16 protein-coding genes and 1 pseudogene (2 of these 17 only partly in view) are annotated in these 14,226 nt (G+C 66.1%); 1 reads left to right on the forward strand and 16 read right to left on the reverse strand.

Features of this window, described 5'->3' with window-relative positions; genetic code table 11:
* The 10 genes and pseudogenes from A2X88_00445 to A2X88_00490 all read right to left on the reverse strand — a co-directional run.
* Window positions 1-308, reverse strand: a pseudogene (locus tag A2X88_00445) (hypothetical protein) (it extends 103 nt beyond the left edge of the window).
* Window positions 305-1,519, reverse strand: a complete 1,215-nt coding sequence (locus A2X88_00450) for a hypothetical protein (GenBank protein OGP34441.1) — start codon at window positions 1,517-1,519, stop codon at window positions 305-307. The pseudogene A2X88_00445 and the gene A2X88_00450 overlap by 4 nt, the downstream one beginning before the upstream one ends.
* Before the next feature lie 14 nt (window positions 1,520-1,533).
* Window positions 1,534-2,730, reverse strand: coding sequence for a hypothetical protein (locus A2X88_00455; GenBank protein OGP34442.1), 1,197 nt, complete (start codon window positions 2,728-2,730; stop codon window positions 1,534-1,536).
* On the reverse strand, window positions 2,727-3,545 hold the full coding sequence (locus A2X88_00460) for a Flp pilus assembly protein CpaB (protein ID OGP34443.1): 819 nt from the start codon (window positions 3,543-3,545) through the stop codon (window positions 2,727-2,729). Before A2X88_00460 ends, A2X88_00455 begins: the two co-directional genes overlap by 4 nt.
* A complete protein-coding gene (locus tag A2X88_00465; GenBank protein ID OGP34444.1) occupies window positions 3,487-4,041 on the reverse strand; it encodes a hypothetical protein in 555 nt (184 codons plus the stop codon). Before A2X88_00465 ends, A2X88_00460 begins: the two co-directional genes overlap by 59 nt.
* The gene (locus tag A2X88_00470; protein ID OGP34445.1) at window positions 4,038-4,505 is read right to left on the reverse strand and encodes a hypothetical protein; all 468 of its coding nucleotides are present in this window, start codon (window positions 4,503-4,505) and stop codon (window positions 4,038-4,040) included. The genes A2X88_00465 and A2X88_00470 overlap by 4 nt, the downstream gene beginning before the upstream one ends.
* A complete protein-coding gene (locus tag A2X88_00475; protein OGP34446.1) occupies window positions 4,502-5,413 on the reverse strand; it encodes a hypothetical protein in 912 nt (303 codons plus the stop codon). The genes A2X88_00470 and A2X88_00475 overlap by 4 nt, the downstream gene beginning before the upstream one ends.
* A gap of 1 nt (window position 5,414) precedes the next feature.
* Complete coding sequence (locus A2X88_00480; protein OGP34447.1) at window positions 5,415-5,861, reverse strand: hypothetical protein; 447 nt, start codon at window positions 5,859-5,861, stop codon at window positions 5,415-5,417.
* Between the two features lie 13 nt (window positions 5,862-5,874).
* Window positions 5,875-6,126 (reverse strand): hypothetical protein, encoded by a 252-nt coding sequence (locus tag A2X88_00485; protein OGP34448.1) that lies wholly within the window; start codon window positions 6,124-6,126, stop codon window positions 5,875-5,877.
* 179 nt (window positions 6,127-6,305) lie between these two features.
* Window positions 6,306-7,667: a hypothetical protein gene (locus A2X88_00490; protein ID OGP34449.1), complete on the reverse strand. Its 1,362-nt coding sequence runs from the start codon at window positions 7,665-7,667 to the stop codon at window positions 6,306-6,308.
* A 178-nt stretch (window positions 7,668-7,845) separates the two neighbouring features.
* Between A2X88_00490 and A2X88_00495 the strand changes: the two genes are divergently transcribed.
* Window positions 7,846-8,280, forward strand: coding sequence for a histidine kinase (locus A2X88_00495; protein ID OGP34450.1), 435 nt, complete (start codon window positions 7,846-7,848; stop codon window positions 8,278-8,280).
* Here the strand turns inward: A2X88_00495 and A2X88_00500 are convergent.
* The 6 genes in view from A2X88_00500 to A2X88_00525 are tightly spaced (at most 17 nt apart) and all read right to left on the reverse strand, a layout consistent with a single transcriptional unit that may run on beyond the window.
* Window positions 8,260-10,731, reverse strand: a complete 2,472-nt coding sequence (locus A2X88_00500; GenBank protein ID OGP34451.1) for a hypothetical protein — start codon at window positions 10,729-10,731, stop codon at window positions 8,260-8,262. The two genes, A2X88_00495 and A2X88_00500, sit on opposite strands and share 21 nt — an antisense overlap.
* 17 nt (window positions 10,732-10,748) lie before the next feature.
* Window positions 10,749-11,369, reverse strand: a complete 621-nt coding sequence (locus A2X88_00505; protein ID OGP34452.1) for a hypothetical protein — start codon at window positions 11,367-11,369, stop codon at window positions 10,749-10,751.
* Window positions 11,366-11,893 carry a hypothetical protein gene (locus tag A2X88_00510; protein OGP34453.1) on the reverse strand — a complete coding sequence of 176 codons (528 nt, stop codon included), beginning with the start codon at window positions 11,891-11,893 and terminating at the stop codon, window positions 11,366-11,368. The genes A2X88_00505 and A2X88_00510 overlap by 4 nt, the downstream gene beginning before the upstream one ends.
* A complete protein-coding gene (locus A2X88_00515; GenBank protein ID OGP34454.1) occupies window positions 11,883-13,256 on the reverse strand; it encodes a hypothetical protein in 1,374 nt (457 codons plus the stop codon). The genes A2X88_00510 and A2X88_00515 overlap by 11 nt, the downstream gene beginning before the upstream one ends.
* A gap of 10 nt (window positions 13,257-13,266) precedes the next feature.
* Complete coding sequence (locus tag A2X88_00520) at window positions 13,267-14,121, reverse strand: type II secretion system protein GspN (protein OGP34455.1); 855 nt, start codon at window positions 14,119-14,121, stop codon at window positions 13,267-13,269.
* On the reverse strand, window positions 14,111-14,226 hold the 3' end of the coding sequence (locus tag A2X88_00525) for a hypothetical protein (GenBank protein OGP34456.1). Its footprint extends 1,414 nt past the window's final position; the window shows 116 of its 1,530 coding nt (coding positions 1,415-1,530); its start codon lies beyond the right edge, outside the window — the gene reads right to left on this strand; the stop codon is at window positions 14,111-14,113. The genes A2X88_00520 and A2X88_00525 overlap by 11 nt, the downstream gene beginning before the upstream one ends.

Raw genomic sequence — 14,226 nt, forward strand, 5'->3', positions numbered from 1 at the left:
CTTCGGCGGTTCCGGTAGGTCCGGATCAGCAGTCCGGAGAAGAGGGCGCAGGCAAGTCCGGCAGCCGGTCCGGCCCAGGGGGATCTCACCAGGATCGCGACGCAGATTCCCGGAATGGCGCACAGGGCGAGAAGGGCAAGCCGGGCCTGGGACGGGGATAGGAAGAGAAGCTCCTCCCGGAGCGTCGCCGAGGTGGAGACCGCGGCCCGGTCGAGCCTTCCGCGGAGCCAGGGGAACGCCGACCGGTGGAGAAAGAGCAGGAGGGAGAGAACCCCTCCGAGCAGCAGCAGGGTCTCCGGGACGGTCAACGCCGCTCTCCTCCCGGATGCAGGAACTTGGAGGGGACCCCGGTCGACACGAGCGATCCCGCCCCGTTCTCCCCGGCTCCCTTCGTCCATCGGAAGATCTCCTGGAGGAGGATCTGGGTTTCGCCCGTCCCGGTCACTTCGGTGATCGAGGAGACCGCCCGCCTCCCCTCCGGAAGCCGGACGATGTGGACGATGACGTCGATCGCGGAGGAGATCTGGTCCCGGATCGCCCTCACCGGGATCTCCACCCCGGAGAAAAGAACCATCGTTTCCAGGCGGCGCAGCATGTCCCGGGGGGTGTTCGCGTGCCCCGTCGTGATCGAGCCGTCGTGCCCCGTGTTCATCGCCTGGAGCATGTCGAGCGCTTCCCCGCCGCGACATTCCCCGACGATGATCCGGTCGGGCCGCATGCGCAGGGAATTGCGGACCAGATCCCGGATCGTGACGGCACCCTTCCCCTCGATGTTGGAAGGGCGGGCTTCGAGCCGGACCACGTGCGGCTTGTGCAGCCGGATTTCCGCGGCGTCCTCGATCGTGACGATCCGCTCCTCGTCGGGAATGTATTGGGAGAGGGCGTTCAGCAGGGTGGTCTTCCCGGCCCCTGTTCCACCGGACACGATGATGTTCATCCTCCCGCACACCGCCTCCCGGAGATACCGTGACGCCTCGTCCGTCACCGTGCCGGCCCGGACCAGCTCCTCCATCGAGTAGGGTGTCTGGCGGAACTTCCGGACGGTCAGGCAGCAGCCGGAGAGACTGACCGGGGGGATGATCGCGTTCACACGGGAACCGTCCGGAAGCCTTGCGTCCACGAAGGGGGAGGATTCGTCGAGCCGCCGGTTCACGCGGGCCACCATCCGGTCGACCGTCGCCCGCAGGCTGTCTTCGCTGACGAATCCGACCCCCGTGGGAAGGAGCCTCCCTTCCCGCTCGATGTAGACCGAGTGATTCCCGTTTACCATGATCTCGGAGACGGTCGGGTCGCGGAGCAGGGGAGTGATCGGGCCGTAGGCGAACAGTTCGTCGAGGATTCCGCTCCGGACCGTTTCCCGGTTCGGTTCCGGCAGCGGGGTGGCTTCCAGCTCCGACCGAAGGAACGCGTCGGCCCGGTCCCTGAGCGCGCTCTCGGTCCCGTGCAGGATTCCGGTGTTCCTGGCGTCGAGGTGGGCGAGCACCTTCCGGTGCAGCGTCCGGCCGAGTTCCGCATGCATGCCTCTTCCTCCCTTCAATCGATCCATCGGTAGCGCATCGCCTCCCGGGATTCCCGCTCCCGTTTTTCCCAATGGGCGAGCCCCGGATCCTGTTCCGGGACCTTCGAGGGGGTGATGAAGATCGCGAGCTCGGTCTGGTTCTCCCGGAACTTCCGGGACTTGAAGAGTTCCCCCAGGATCGGGATCTGGCCGAGCAGGGGAACCTTGGCGACATCCTTGGCCATCTCGTTCTTCACAAGCCCCGAAAGCATGACGGTCCCCCCGGGGGAGGTCGAGAAGTGTGTGGAGACCCTGCGGGTCAGGAACCCGGGGATGTCGGAGCTTCCGGACCCGTGGTCGACCGTGCTGATTTCCGCGAGGATCGTCGTCCCGACCCGCTCCTCCATGTCCAGCGCGGGGGTGATCTTCAGAATGATGCCGTAGGTTTTCCACTCCACCGTCCGCGTTTCCGGGGTGACGATCACGATCGGGATCTCGCCTCCCGCGAGGAAGGTTGCGCTTTGGCCCGTTTCGCAGACCAGCTTCGGGTTGGCGAGGATCCTCGCCTGGCCGTTGGCCAGCAGCAGGTTCAGCGTCGCGTTGAAATCGCCGGCCAGGGTGAATGTCGTCGCGGCGTGCGTTCCGGCCGACCAGTTTCCCCCGACCCCGATCGATTCGGGCCACCGGATCCCCAGCTGCTCGCTCGACCCCTTCCCGATCTCGAGGATCTTGAGGTCGTACGAGAGCAGGGTCTTTCGTTCCTCCGGCAGGCTGATCTGGGAGAGGATCGCCTTCCGGGAGCGCGCGAACGCTTCCACCAGTTCTTTTTCCGCCGCGTTCCTCACTGTTCCTCGCAGGATCACCGAGCGGCCGGCGGCGGTGACGGAGAGCCCCGGAAATGCGGAGGCGAAAAGACGCGCCTCCTCGAAGTCGGAATCGCCGGATTCCCGCACCTCCACCGTCCACTCGGTCCTGCCTTTTTTTTCCCAGAGGACCAGGTCCGTCTCCCCTTCCTTCTTCCCCACGACGAGGACGCCGGCATTTCCGGAGAGGGGGCGGGCTTCGATGATCTCGGGGTTCCCCACCGAGATCCGGTGGACTCCGGTCCGCTCGAGGATCTGCTGGAAGCCGGGGCGCAGGCGCAACGGCTCCGCGGGCAGGGGGAGAGGGAGAAGGAGCGCGCAGAGTACGATCGGTGGGAGAACCCTTCGGACGGGAAAGAAGCGGTTCATGACGGTTCGCCTCCGGTGACCGGAATCCGCTCCTCGGGGACGCCGCCCTTCAGGATCTCGACATGCTGCATCCTCCGGGCGGGACGGGCGGATCGTTTCGGCCGGGAGTGGTCCCCGGGATTGCGGAGGAGGTACTGGAGCTTTCCGTTATGCGCGGCGTGGGCGAGGCGGATGCTTTCCTCGGGAAGGACGGAAAGGGTGAGCGTGGAGGGCTCCGCGCGCTCTTCCGTCTCCTGCGGATCGCGGAGGAGGCGATCGACCGCTACGACCGGGATTTCGTACAGCAGCGGCCTGAAGCCGGTTCCCGCTTCCCGTTCGTGGAGGATGTCGACACGGTCTCCAGGACGGAGGAGCCCGGAGAAGGAGGAGCGGGGGTCGGCGTCCACCGTGATGGCGCGCCTGCCGGCCGGGATCGTACGGGAGAGGCTTCCCTCCGCCTTCGGATCCTCGAGATCGCTCCACAGGATCGGTTCGCCCGGCTCGATCTCCCACCGGATCCGTGTCCCCAGGATCCGTTCGAATTCGGCCGCCGGGATGTTCCGGCTTCCCGCCCCGGAGGCGGGGAGCGCCTTTTTCGCCAGATTGACCCCGGAGAGGGTTCCCCTCGCCGGGATCGGTTCCGCGGCGACCATGATTTCCACCGGCTCGTTCCGCTCCCGGATCTCCCGTTCCAGAGACGCGATCCGCTGGCGGGCGGCGGAGACGGCCAGCACGGTCAGAACGATCCCCGCCGCAAGCGGAGCGACGGTCCGGATCCTACGGTTCCACGCGGCGGAGGAGGAGGAACCCTCCCCCTTCCGTTTCCAGAAACGCAAGGAGTCTCTCCTTTCCGGAACGGTATTCGGCAACGAATCCTCCTTTTCCGGCCGGGTCGGAAACGATGCAATGCCATCCTTGTGCGCGAAGAAGCCCCGCTGCCTCCCGGGAGGACCGGTTGGTTCTCCCGAAGGAGATCTCCACCGGCCCCTCGTCCGAGACGAGGCGCAGGGAGTTCTCGGTCTCGAATCCGGGAGGAAGGAAGGATTTCCCTTCCGGTTCCGCCGGTCCTTCCGGGTGCAGCGAGACGGAAAGGGCGGGATGTGGAGCGGTGTCCATTTCCCCGTCCGCGGGAAGGTCGATCCCGGACTTTGACAGTTCCCTGCGAATGAGGGCGAAGTCCCCCTCCCCGGACGGCCTTACCGCGTACCGCTGACCGTCGATGGAAAAGGACCGGGTGGAGGATCCGAAGGGCCGGAACGGCATGGAAAGCGCCGACGAGTACAAAAGCCACAGTGCGGCCAGGGAGGGAAGGAGGAACCGGAGGGCTCTCACCGGATCGACCTCGCGATCACATAAGCACGGACGGCGCGAGAGGTTCTTTTCCCGGAAGGAGTCTGTTTCTCCCAGCAGTCCACGCTGGCCTCCACCGCCTGAGCAATTTCCAGCGACGGCCAGGAAGCGATCCTTCCCGCCTCCTTCCAGTCCTTACGCACCTGGGCGGTACACCGTGTCCGTCCTTCGAGGGAAGGGAGGAACGAAGGGATCATGGTGACGGCGCGTTTCCGCTCGGTGTGCAGGAGTGCTCCGCGTCCGCCCGGCAGTAGGGAACCTGCGATTTTTTCCCGGATGCCGGGCTGCCTCCTTCCCTCCCGAAGGAGCTGGGCGAAGGCCGCCGATTCCGCCGCGGACCGGAGAGAAGCCGACCGGCAGGCGACGTAGACCCCGGCCAGCAGGACGAGCAGGCAGGGGAGTACCAGCGCCGCTTCGAGGATCGCCTGGCCGCTCCGGCGCTTCATGGGCTCTTCCACTCGCGGGAAAGCCGCGATTTCCAGGTCATCTCGGCGGCACCCCCGCCGTAGACCTCCCCCACGGCGAAATCGGAGAGCGGCGGATTGTGGGGTTGCGGAAAGAAGGGGATCGGGAGGGGAGAGGGCAAGCGTCCCCCGGCAAAGCGGACCTTCTGCCGGCGTGGGAGATCCTCCTCCGGGACCAGCATCCGGATCGATCCCGGCATGGGGCCCAGGATCCCGCGGAGCGCACGGTCGATGACGGAGGTGATCATCCGGGCAATTTTCCTCGCCCATTTCCACTTCGCGATTTTCCCGGGGACCCGGGTGATCGGGGAGATCGCATCGGCGAAGGTCATCGGCGGGCCCGGCGACAGGTGGAGCTCGAGGGTATTCTTCCCGTCGTGGGCGCCGCGGGGATCGAAGGGAAAAAGCGCGCCCTTCAGGCCATACCGCTTCGAGAGGGAGGCGGTTTCCTGGAGGACCAGCCAGGGGGTCGCCTCCTTCACCTTGACCGACCAGGAAGAAAGCTGGAGCGCGCAGCTCCACAGATTCCGGAGGATCTTCGGAGCCCGCCGCGAGTATTCGAGGAACGGCCCCGTCGCACCGAAGCAGGCGGCAATCGCCAGGGCCGCCCAGACCACGCAGGTCCAGCGGATCAGGCGCAGCGCCTGCAGAATTCCGTCGTTCAGGGCGGCGATCACGTTGAGCCCCCGGGCTTCCCAGGTCGCCGCGGAGAGAGCGACCGCGTCGATCCCGTTGGCGACCGCCGTCTTTTCCAGCCCCAGGTGCTGGAGCCGGAACGTCGCCAGTCCCAGGGCGAGCAGGGCCGAGATGGTGACCAGCAGCAGGATCGTCGCCTGTCCCGTCCGGTTTGCCCGGAGATGCTCGATCTGGCGGGGGAACAGCGAGAGCATCTCATTCCACCGTGGCGAAGCGGGTGGCGTGGAGCACCAGGTAATAGCGGCCCCCCAGGCGTGCCTTTTCGACCGGGGCAAGGGCATACAGGACCCGGTTCGCCATCGGGACCGACAGCTCCACCCAGTGCTTCAGGCGGACCCTGTAGGCCTCCCCGGCCGCCGGCGGTTCCGCAGTCCCTCCCGAGCCTTCGCGGGTGAAGTCGAGGGAGGTCAGCGTTGCGCTCGCCAGCCTGCCGCCGGGCCGCAGGCGGCAGAAATCGGCCGCCTTGGCCAGCGCGGCCGCCCTGGCTTTCCGGGAGTCGGCCCGGGCGGCCTGCGCGAACTCCCGCGCCGCGAAGTGGGCCGCGGTATCGATAGCCCCCTGGCCCGCCCACAGCAGGGAGATCTGGATTGCGCCGAAGATCAGCAGGGTCAGCACCGGCCCGGCCAGCAGGAACTCCACCATCGCGGCCCCCTGCCTATTTCCGGTTCTTCGACGCATAGTCCTTCAGCGTCCGCTGCGTCGCCTGCCCCTTCGCGTCGTCGGCCAGCGATTCGACGGTCAGCGAATTGCCCGACATCGCGGCGACGATTGTGGCGAACTGGTTCCGGATCTGGTTGCCGAAGATGTTCACGACGCCGATCGCCGCGATCGCCACCAGCGCGACGATGATAATGTACTCGGTAAGCCCCTGTCCCCTCCGGTTCCGCGAGCAGGATCCTTTTTCCATGATCGGTCTCCTTTCCGTGCGAGATGGTCGTTGCCTCCACCGGGGAGCAAGGGGCGTTCCCGGAGCGGTCCGAACGGGGAGGGGGAAACCGCCGGACTGGGAAAGGGAAAATCGCCCCGCCAGGAATGGCGATCCGGACGGGGCGGAACATCAGTCTGGAAATCGAACCGAAGGGAGGATTATCGGTCGGACCCTGGGGTACGGATCCGGTACTTTCTCAGCTTCTCGAAGAGTGTCGACTTGGCGATGCCGAGTTCCTTCGCCGCGCGGGTCTTGTTCCAGTTCTGGCGGGAGAGCTCGGAGAGGATGTTGTTTTTCTCCGCCTGCTCCCAGCGGGAGAATACGCCGGTGTCAGTGTCCGGAGGCGGGGGCGGGCTCGAGGAGAGCAGGAAAGAAAAATCGCCGGATTCCAGCCGTTCCTCCCCTCCCATCACCACCGCGCGCTGGATGGCGTTGCGCAGCTCCCGGACATTCCCCGGCCAGTCGAAGGAGGAGAGGAAATCGGCGGCGGCCGGGGAGATCCCAGGCACCGGGCGGCCTGTCTTCTCGGCGATTTCCCGCAGAAAATGGCCTGCGAGCGTTAGGATGTCCTCCCGGCGCTCCCGAAGCGGCGGAACCGAGAGGGTGACCGTGCTGATCCGGTAGTAGAGGTCGTCCCGGAAGCCCTTCCTCGCGATCTCCTCCCGGAGGTTTCGGTTGGTCGCCGCGATGACGCGCACATCCACGAGGATCGTCTCGTTCCCTCCGACCCGCTTGATCTCCTTCTGCTCGAGCGACCGCAGCAGCTTGGGCTGTAGCGGAAGGGGGAGCTCCCCGATCTCGTCGAGGAAGATCGTCCCGCCGTGTGCCACCTCGAAGGCCCCCTTGCGCTGGGAGGTCGCGCCGGTGAAGGAACCCTTCTCGTGACCGAACAGCTCGCTTTCGATGAGATCCGGGGAGATGGCGCCGCAGTTGACCACCACGAAGGGACGGTTCCGCCTGTCGGAGACCCGGTGAATCCCTCGGGAGACCAGTTCCTTCCCGGAGCCGGTTTCCCCCTCGATCAGCACCGGAAGGTCGGAGACCCCGACCCGCTCGATCTCCCCGAGGATCCTCTGGATATGCGGGCTTTTTCCGACGAAGCCGAGCGGGGACGACGGTGCGGCACCTGGGCGAGCCCTGACGCGGTGGGCAGGGACAGGTTCCGGTGCGGTTCCCGGGGCCACGGTGGGCGGCTCCGCCGTCGGAGAGCCTCCCTCCTGCTGGAAGTGGATCTGGTAGGGGCCGATCCGGAAGGCCATTCCTCCCTCGAGGAGAATCTGGGTCACCTTCTTCCCGTCCACGAAGGTGCCGTTCCGGCTCTTGTCGGCCAGGAAATACTGGTTTCCGACGCGGAAGATCCGCGCATGCAGTCGGGAGACGGAGGGGGCGAGCAGCATCAGGTCGGCCTCCCGGCCTCGACCGATGCGCACCTCATGGATTCCGAGCGGGAACTCCACGGTCATCCCGTTGGAGATCGAGACGGAGAGCTTTGCCCGTGGTTCGGCAGGAATCATGGCCATCCTCCACGCAGGTTTTCCGCGCCAGGAGCAAGATGGATGCCGCAAAGGATACCCCATTTCCCGTCACGGGCACACCCTGTTTCTCCGGTGCCAGGGGGATTGCTATTCCCCTCTGGAAATGAAAGGGTGGTTTTCGGCATCCAACCTGTCATGGCGGACCGAACGGGGAGGGAATACCATGTCGACCGAGGAAAACGCGGCGCTTTATCGCCGGATCGTGGAAGGGATACCCGACGCCGTCGTCTTCGCGGACAGGGAAGGGATCATCCGTTTGTGGAACGGGGGAGCCGAGGCGATGTTCGGTTTCCGCGCGGACGAGGCGTTGGGCCGGTCGCTGGACCTGATCATTCCCGAGAAGATGCGGAAGCGGCACTGGGAAGGCTACTACAAGGTAATGGAAACGGGGGTCACCCGGTACGGGAAGGAGCTTCTCTCGGTTCCCGGTATCCGGAAGGACGGGTCCAGGGTCTCCCTGGAGTTCTCCGTGGCCTTGATACCCGGGGATGACGGGTCCATGCAGGGGATCGTCGCGGTGTTGCGCGACGTTACCGAGCGGTGGATGAAGGAAAAAGACCTGAAGGAACGCATTACATTACTTGAGAAAAAGACTTGATATGACTACGAAAAAATATCTCTTTCGTAGGGCGAGAATCCAGAGGGGAAACAGGTAGAGCGAAAGGGCGGCGATTGCCGAGGGAGGATCTTCTCCGCCCTCTCGCCATGTGACGGAGCAGCTGCCCCCGCCTCCCATGGACAGGAACCCGCTCGCCGTGAACGTCTTCGACACGAGAGCGCTGTTGTCCATCCCGTCGTCCACCCGAAGCCCGATCTCGTAGTCTCCCGGAAGATCCGGAACGAGGGTCACGTTGTCTGCGCCAACGGGTATCACAAGGAAGGAAGGGGTGCTGCCCGGGGGTTTTGCGAGGAGGATCCAGTGGAACGAGAGCGCCTGGTTGTCCGCGTCCGATCCCGTTCCCGTAAAGACGACCGGGGTAACGTTGTCGGTCGACGAGGGGCCGGAGATGCCCCCTGTGGGCAGGTTGTTTACATGCACGACGGATTCCGTGATCCCCGCAGCCGTCCCCGCGGGGAAGGCCTGCGTCACCGTCAGGGAGATCCGGTAGTTACCCGGGATATCGGGGGTGAACGAGGTCGACGAGGCGGTAGGGGAGGAAAACGTTGCACCGGATCCCGTCGGGCGCGACAGGAATGCCCAGGTGTACGAAATGGGGTTTCCGAATGCCCCCGAGCTGTTCCCGGAGGTAAGGGGGACGGGGGTTTCCGGCACGGCAGTCGCGGGGGCGCCGATGGATGCCACCGACGCCGAGACGGCGGCGAGCGCGTTTGCTTTTCCGTAACCCCATGTCGTATTCGGGGTCGGAAGGATCGGGGTGGACGTTCGCTTCAGCCGCTCCCGCATCTGGGCGCCGGTGAGCGCGGGGTTCGACTCCCACACCAGCGCGGCGATCCCGGCCACGTGCGGGGCGGCCATGCTGGTGCCCTGCAGGATGACGTAGTTGTCATTCGCCGGGACGACCTCCGAAGGATTGAAGAAAGCATCCCGAGACCTGGCCGAGTAGATGACCGACCCCGGAGCGGCGACGTCCGGCTTCATCCTCCCGTCCCGGGTCGGTCCCAGGCTGCTGAAGGAGGAGATCCCCCCGATCGGTCCCGCCTCGCCTCCGGACTTTGTGTTATACGACCCGACGGCGATCACGTTGTCGGCGTTCGCCGGCTCGGTGATCGAACCGGATTCGGTGGCGGTGTCGAAGGTGCCCTCGTTCCAGTCGATATACCCGTCCAGCTTTCCCGATCCCCCGTTTCGGGTCCGCCTCAGCTGGATGTTTCCGCTCTGCCCCGTCGACTGCGGAAGGAAGAACACCGAGATGAAGGTCGCCCCGTTCGAGGGGAGAAAGGTTCTGTTCGAGACGCTGATCCAACCCCCCGGCGATAAGCCGGAGGAGCCGGAGGCGACGGTTACCGTATCGGACCCCAATGTCGCGGTGACGGTGTAACGGTCGTCCCCGTCCGCGTAGATCTCCGCCGCCGCCCCGGAGGTGTCCTCCAGGGTAAGGAATGCGGTCACGATTCCGAAGGAGGGGAGCACCGCCTGGAAATGTTCCCCGTCCGTTCGCTCGTTCCCCGCCGCCACGGAGATCAGACGACTGCTCCCGGCCGGCTCGGTCGCAAGGGAGTTGATTGCGCTTTCAAACGCGCTGGTCCCGTCGTGAGGCCCCGTTGCCAGCCCCAGGCTCAGGTTGATTGAGACCGGCGCGGTTCCCGCGAAGGAGAGCAGGTTGGAGACCGCATTGACGATGTCGGTGGTGAAAAAGGAGGTCTTTCCGACCAGCGGGATGGCGTTAGGCGCCATTCCCGTATAGGTTCCCGCGGAATGGAACCCGTTTCCGGCCGCGATCCCCATGACGTGTGTCCCGTGGCCGTCCTCGTCGGTCAGCGGGTTCGCCTCGGATAACGGCAGCTGCGGGGAGGCGTAGGTGTGAGCGACGCGGGAGGGGGATCCGCTTTCGCCGGTATGAAAATCGAGATGGGCGTTGTCCAGCCCCGTGTCGACCACACCGACATACACGTTGTTCCCGCGGATCCCTCCGTTGAGTGGCGGAGGCCAGCCCGGCGATCCCGCCTGGACGAGGTCGGCGGAAACCGCCGGAGCGCTGACATCAAGCAATGGCCGCGCCCTCTTTGCCGCCTCGAGGTGGGCCACCTCCGGCCGGTTCGAGAGGTAGCGTGCCGCGTCCCGGGGGATCTGCCCGGTGTAGAGACCGGGTGCGACCCACCTGGCGGTTCCGCCGAGATCCCGCACCCGGTCCGGGAATGCCGGATCGTCGGTTTCGAGGCGGAAGAAGACCGGAACGTCCGCGTCGGGGCGCGCCGGATTCAAGGCGATCTTCCGCTGTACGGCCGCCATGGCCGGGTTGTCGGCAGGGGCCATGACCGGATCGATCTTCCGGCGGTCGGGAAGGATCTCTCTCCCGGAAAGGGAGAGGAGTCCCCATGCGAGGAAGAGGAAAAGAACGAAGTTATTTCTACGTCGCGGCAAGGTCACGAGAGGCTCCGGTGAGGCTACATCGTCCTCGCCTTGGATGCTCCCTCGTAGAAGAGTATTCGGTCGTTCTCCAGAAGACGGGGCAGGGAGGTCGGCGGGCCGGTGATCCCCCAGACAGGACCGGTCTTCACGTCCACGTGGAATCCCGCCCCCGTCACGGCCGCTTCGTCCTTGCCGTCGGGGGCGTCCCGGAACCGGATCAGGAAGGAGACCGGCTCCTGCTCCTTCCCCTCGCCGAACCGGCGCAGCAGCTCCATCTCGAAGGCGGGATGGAACCTGGCCAGCGGCCCCTGCCGGCAGAGGTAGTAGACCTTCTTCACCGCGTCCTCCTTGAGGAGGAGGGGGATGTCGGGGGAGTTCAGCAGGACGATCGCTGCCTTTCCGAAGGCGTTGAGCACCGAAAGACCCCGCTCGTCCAGCATCGCCGACTGGGAGAGGAAGACGTCGGACCGGAAGACCACCAGCCCCGCGAACAGCGAGGGAAGGTTCTCCCGGATGATGACCCCGATCTTGCCGTCCGCCTTCTCGGTCAGCAGCGCCTCGTCCGCGGGGCTTAAGTCCGGTCTGGCGCGCTCCTCCTTGCAGGAGGAAAGCAACAGGAGCAGCGCGGCCGCCGCAAGCAGGAAACGACGGGTCATCGGCCCGCCGGGGTGAGGAAGCCGATCCGAAGGGTCGCGTCGAGGTACCTGGGGTCGTCGTAGCGGCTCTTGAGGTTCGCGGAGCGGACGGTGACGGGAAGGGTCCCGTTCTCCAGCCTCTCCAGGAGCCGCAGCGCCTCGAGGTAGGTGATGTTTTCCACCTTCAGGTCGAACGACTCCTCGTTCACGAACTCCCCGGTCTTCGTCCCGCCCGACTTGACGCCGATCGCGGACTGGGGGAACCCGGCCTCCCGCACCGCGGTGGTCAGGCGGGAGAGGGGAGATTCCGTGGAGTTCGCGGCGGAGGCGACCCGCCCCATCTTTCGCCGGACCTCCCGGTCCAGCCGGGAGAGCTCCGGACGCATCTTCCGCAGGTCGGCCAGTTCCCGCTCTGCCGACTCCGAGGCGCGCGACAGGGCCCGAACGCGCGACACGCCGGGAAAGATCACGAAGGAGAAGAGCAGGATCAGCGCGGCGGCCGCTCCCCCCAGCAGCAGGACGATCTTCTCCCGGCTACGAAGCACGGCCGTTTCCGCCTTTTTCGATCAGGATCGTGAACTTCACCGAACTCCCGCGGGCGCTTCCCTCGGACTCCCGGACGGTCACCGCCGTTTCCGGTCCGAAGGCGTCGGCGAGGGAGGTGCGGAAGGTTTCGAGAATCCGTCCGTCGGGGGCTTCTCCGGCGAGACGAAGCCGGCCGGAGTCGAACGAGGCCTCCCGCACCAGGACCTTCCCTTCCTTCGGAAGGGCCGCGGAGACTTTCCCGAGCATCGCGGCCGGCTCCGTGAAATCGCTCCCCAGCTCCTTCTGCTGCCGGGCGAACGACTGGATCTTCTCGCGGATCTGCGCGGTCTCCCGGACGATCACCGTGACCCCCGGGACCGCCTCGGTGAACTCCTTCCGGATCTGCGCCTTGATCCGGGAGACCTTTTGGCCTGCCGCGTAGCGGGACGTCTCGACCGATACGGCCAGTGCCAGGAGGGCCGTCGCGGCGGCGGCGGCGGCGATCCGGGTGCGTCGTTTCCCGCGGGCGACCTCTCCCTCCGTTTCGGCCGACGTCCTCAGGGAGAAGCCGCCGGTCTCCTTCGCGTGGAACGGCGCAAGCGCGGCTCCGTAGGCGATCGGGGAGCATCCGTTCAGGTCGACGGGGGAGGCGAAGGGGGACAGGCCGATGGTTTTTGTCAGGAATGCGGGAGCCTCTCCGAAGGTGAGCACGGCCGAAAGGCCGGTCCCGTCCTCCTCCCCCGGGAGCAGGGAAGCGATCTCCCGGACCTGCTCCTCCGCCTGCTCCGTCATCTCCCCCGGAAACTGCCGGGCCCAGGCCAGCGCGCCCCCATCCACCCGGAGGATGGTCAGATCGTTCAGGGTGGACAGCAGGAACCCCGAAAAGGACGGTTTCCCGGAGAGGGCGGCCAGGAGAAGGGAGACATGGTCGGTGACGACCCGGTCCAGCCGGAACCCGGCCTCCGAGAAGGCGGAGACCGTCTTCTCGACGGCGGTCCTGCGCGCGGCGATCGCCAGGAAGGTCCCGCTTTCCCCGGGCGGGGAAGGGAGGATGTCGGAGAGGATCTCCTCGTCCTCGACCGGGAGGTTTCCCTCCAGTTCCGACAGGTGCACCTTCTTCGCGCGGGGAAGGTCGGCCACCGGCAGCTTCACCCTGCGCAGATACGTCCAGGACGGTGGAAGCGACAGGACCACAGGGGGAATCGGCTTCCCGTTGCTCCCTTTCCGGATCTCCTCCGCGAGCCGGGCGATATCCCCGGGGCCCCCGTACGGGTCGTTGCAGCGCACGGAGCAGGCCAGCTCCCGCTTCGAGGAAAAGAGGGACTGCTCCCAGAGGAAGGCGGACAGTTGGTCCCGCGTGATGGAGATCCCGAGACTTTTCACGTTCCTCCCTTTAGAAGAACCGGAATTCCCCCCGTGGCGCGAAGGGGGTCCCCGTGATCCTCAGGGTACCATTCTTGGCGTTTTTCGCCACCAGGTCAAACAGCGTCGCGACCTTCCCCTCCAGCGGGTTCACGATCGTCAGGTGGAGGGTGACCGTCGACTGGAGGGGGGTGAACACACGTTCGACTTCCCCGGTTCCCTCGACCCGGGCCCCCTCGTAGCTCCCGGTGAACGAGGAGACGTGGAGGGTGCCGCCGCGCAGCGCGAAGCGGATCTCCGCGTCCCGGATCTCCGCCTCCCGGACCGGCGACTCCCGGGAGGGGATCGGTATGCGCAGGAGGGAGAGGCTCGCGGAACCGTTTCCGGTGAGGGCACCGTCGCTTTGTTTCCCGCGGAGTTCGCCGGATGTCAGGGAAAAATCGAAGTCGGAACGAGGGGCCAGGGGGGGAGTCAGCGCGTCGTGGTCGATCCGGGACAGGCGCATCTGCAACCTGCCCGGGTTCCAGAAAGCCGGGGAGGTGCGCACTTCCGCGGAGCCGAATCCCTTGCGGACCGTGACCCGGAACGGCAGACCGCGGAACAGGCCCAGCGGTTCGAACGAGGCATCCACCGAGTCGAGGCGGATCGATTCTCCCTGCGGCAGCAACAGGTCGGCGTTGCGCATCCGGACGGATACGGGAAATGCGAAGCGGACCTCTTCCGCGGACAGATTCATCCCGGCCTTCGCGAGGTGGGGGCGGACCATCGACAGGATCGCTTCCCCCGGAAGGCTCAGCGAGAGGACGAACAGGAAGATCAGGAGAAAGAGGAGTCCTCCCAGGGCGAACAGAAACCCACGCCCCCAGGCGATCCGTCTACCCGTCAACATCCCTCCGGAACCGTCTGCGCAGTCCGAACAGCGCCGCCGGGATCAGCAGGAGGATCCCCCCCGCGCTGTGGCCCGTCCCATGCCCTGGCGCGGCCGAGCAGC

The organism is Deltaproteobacteria bacterium GWC2_65_14, assembly GCA_001797615.1.
In the GTDB taxonomy this organism is placed as follows: Bacteria; Desulfobacterota; Deferrimicrobia; order Deferrimicrobiales; family Deferrimicrobiaceae; genus GWC2-65-14.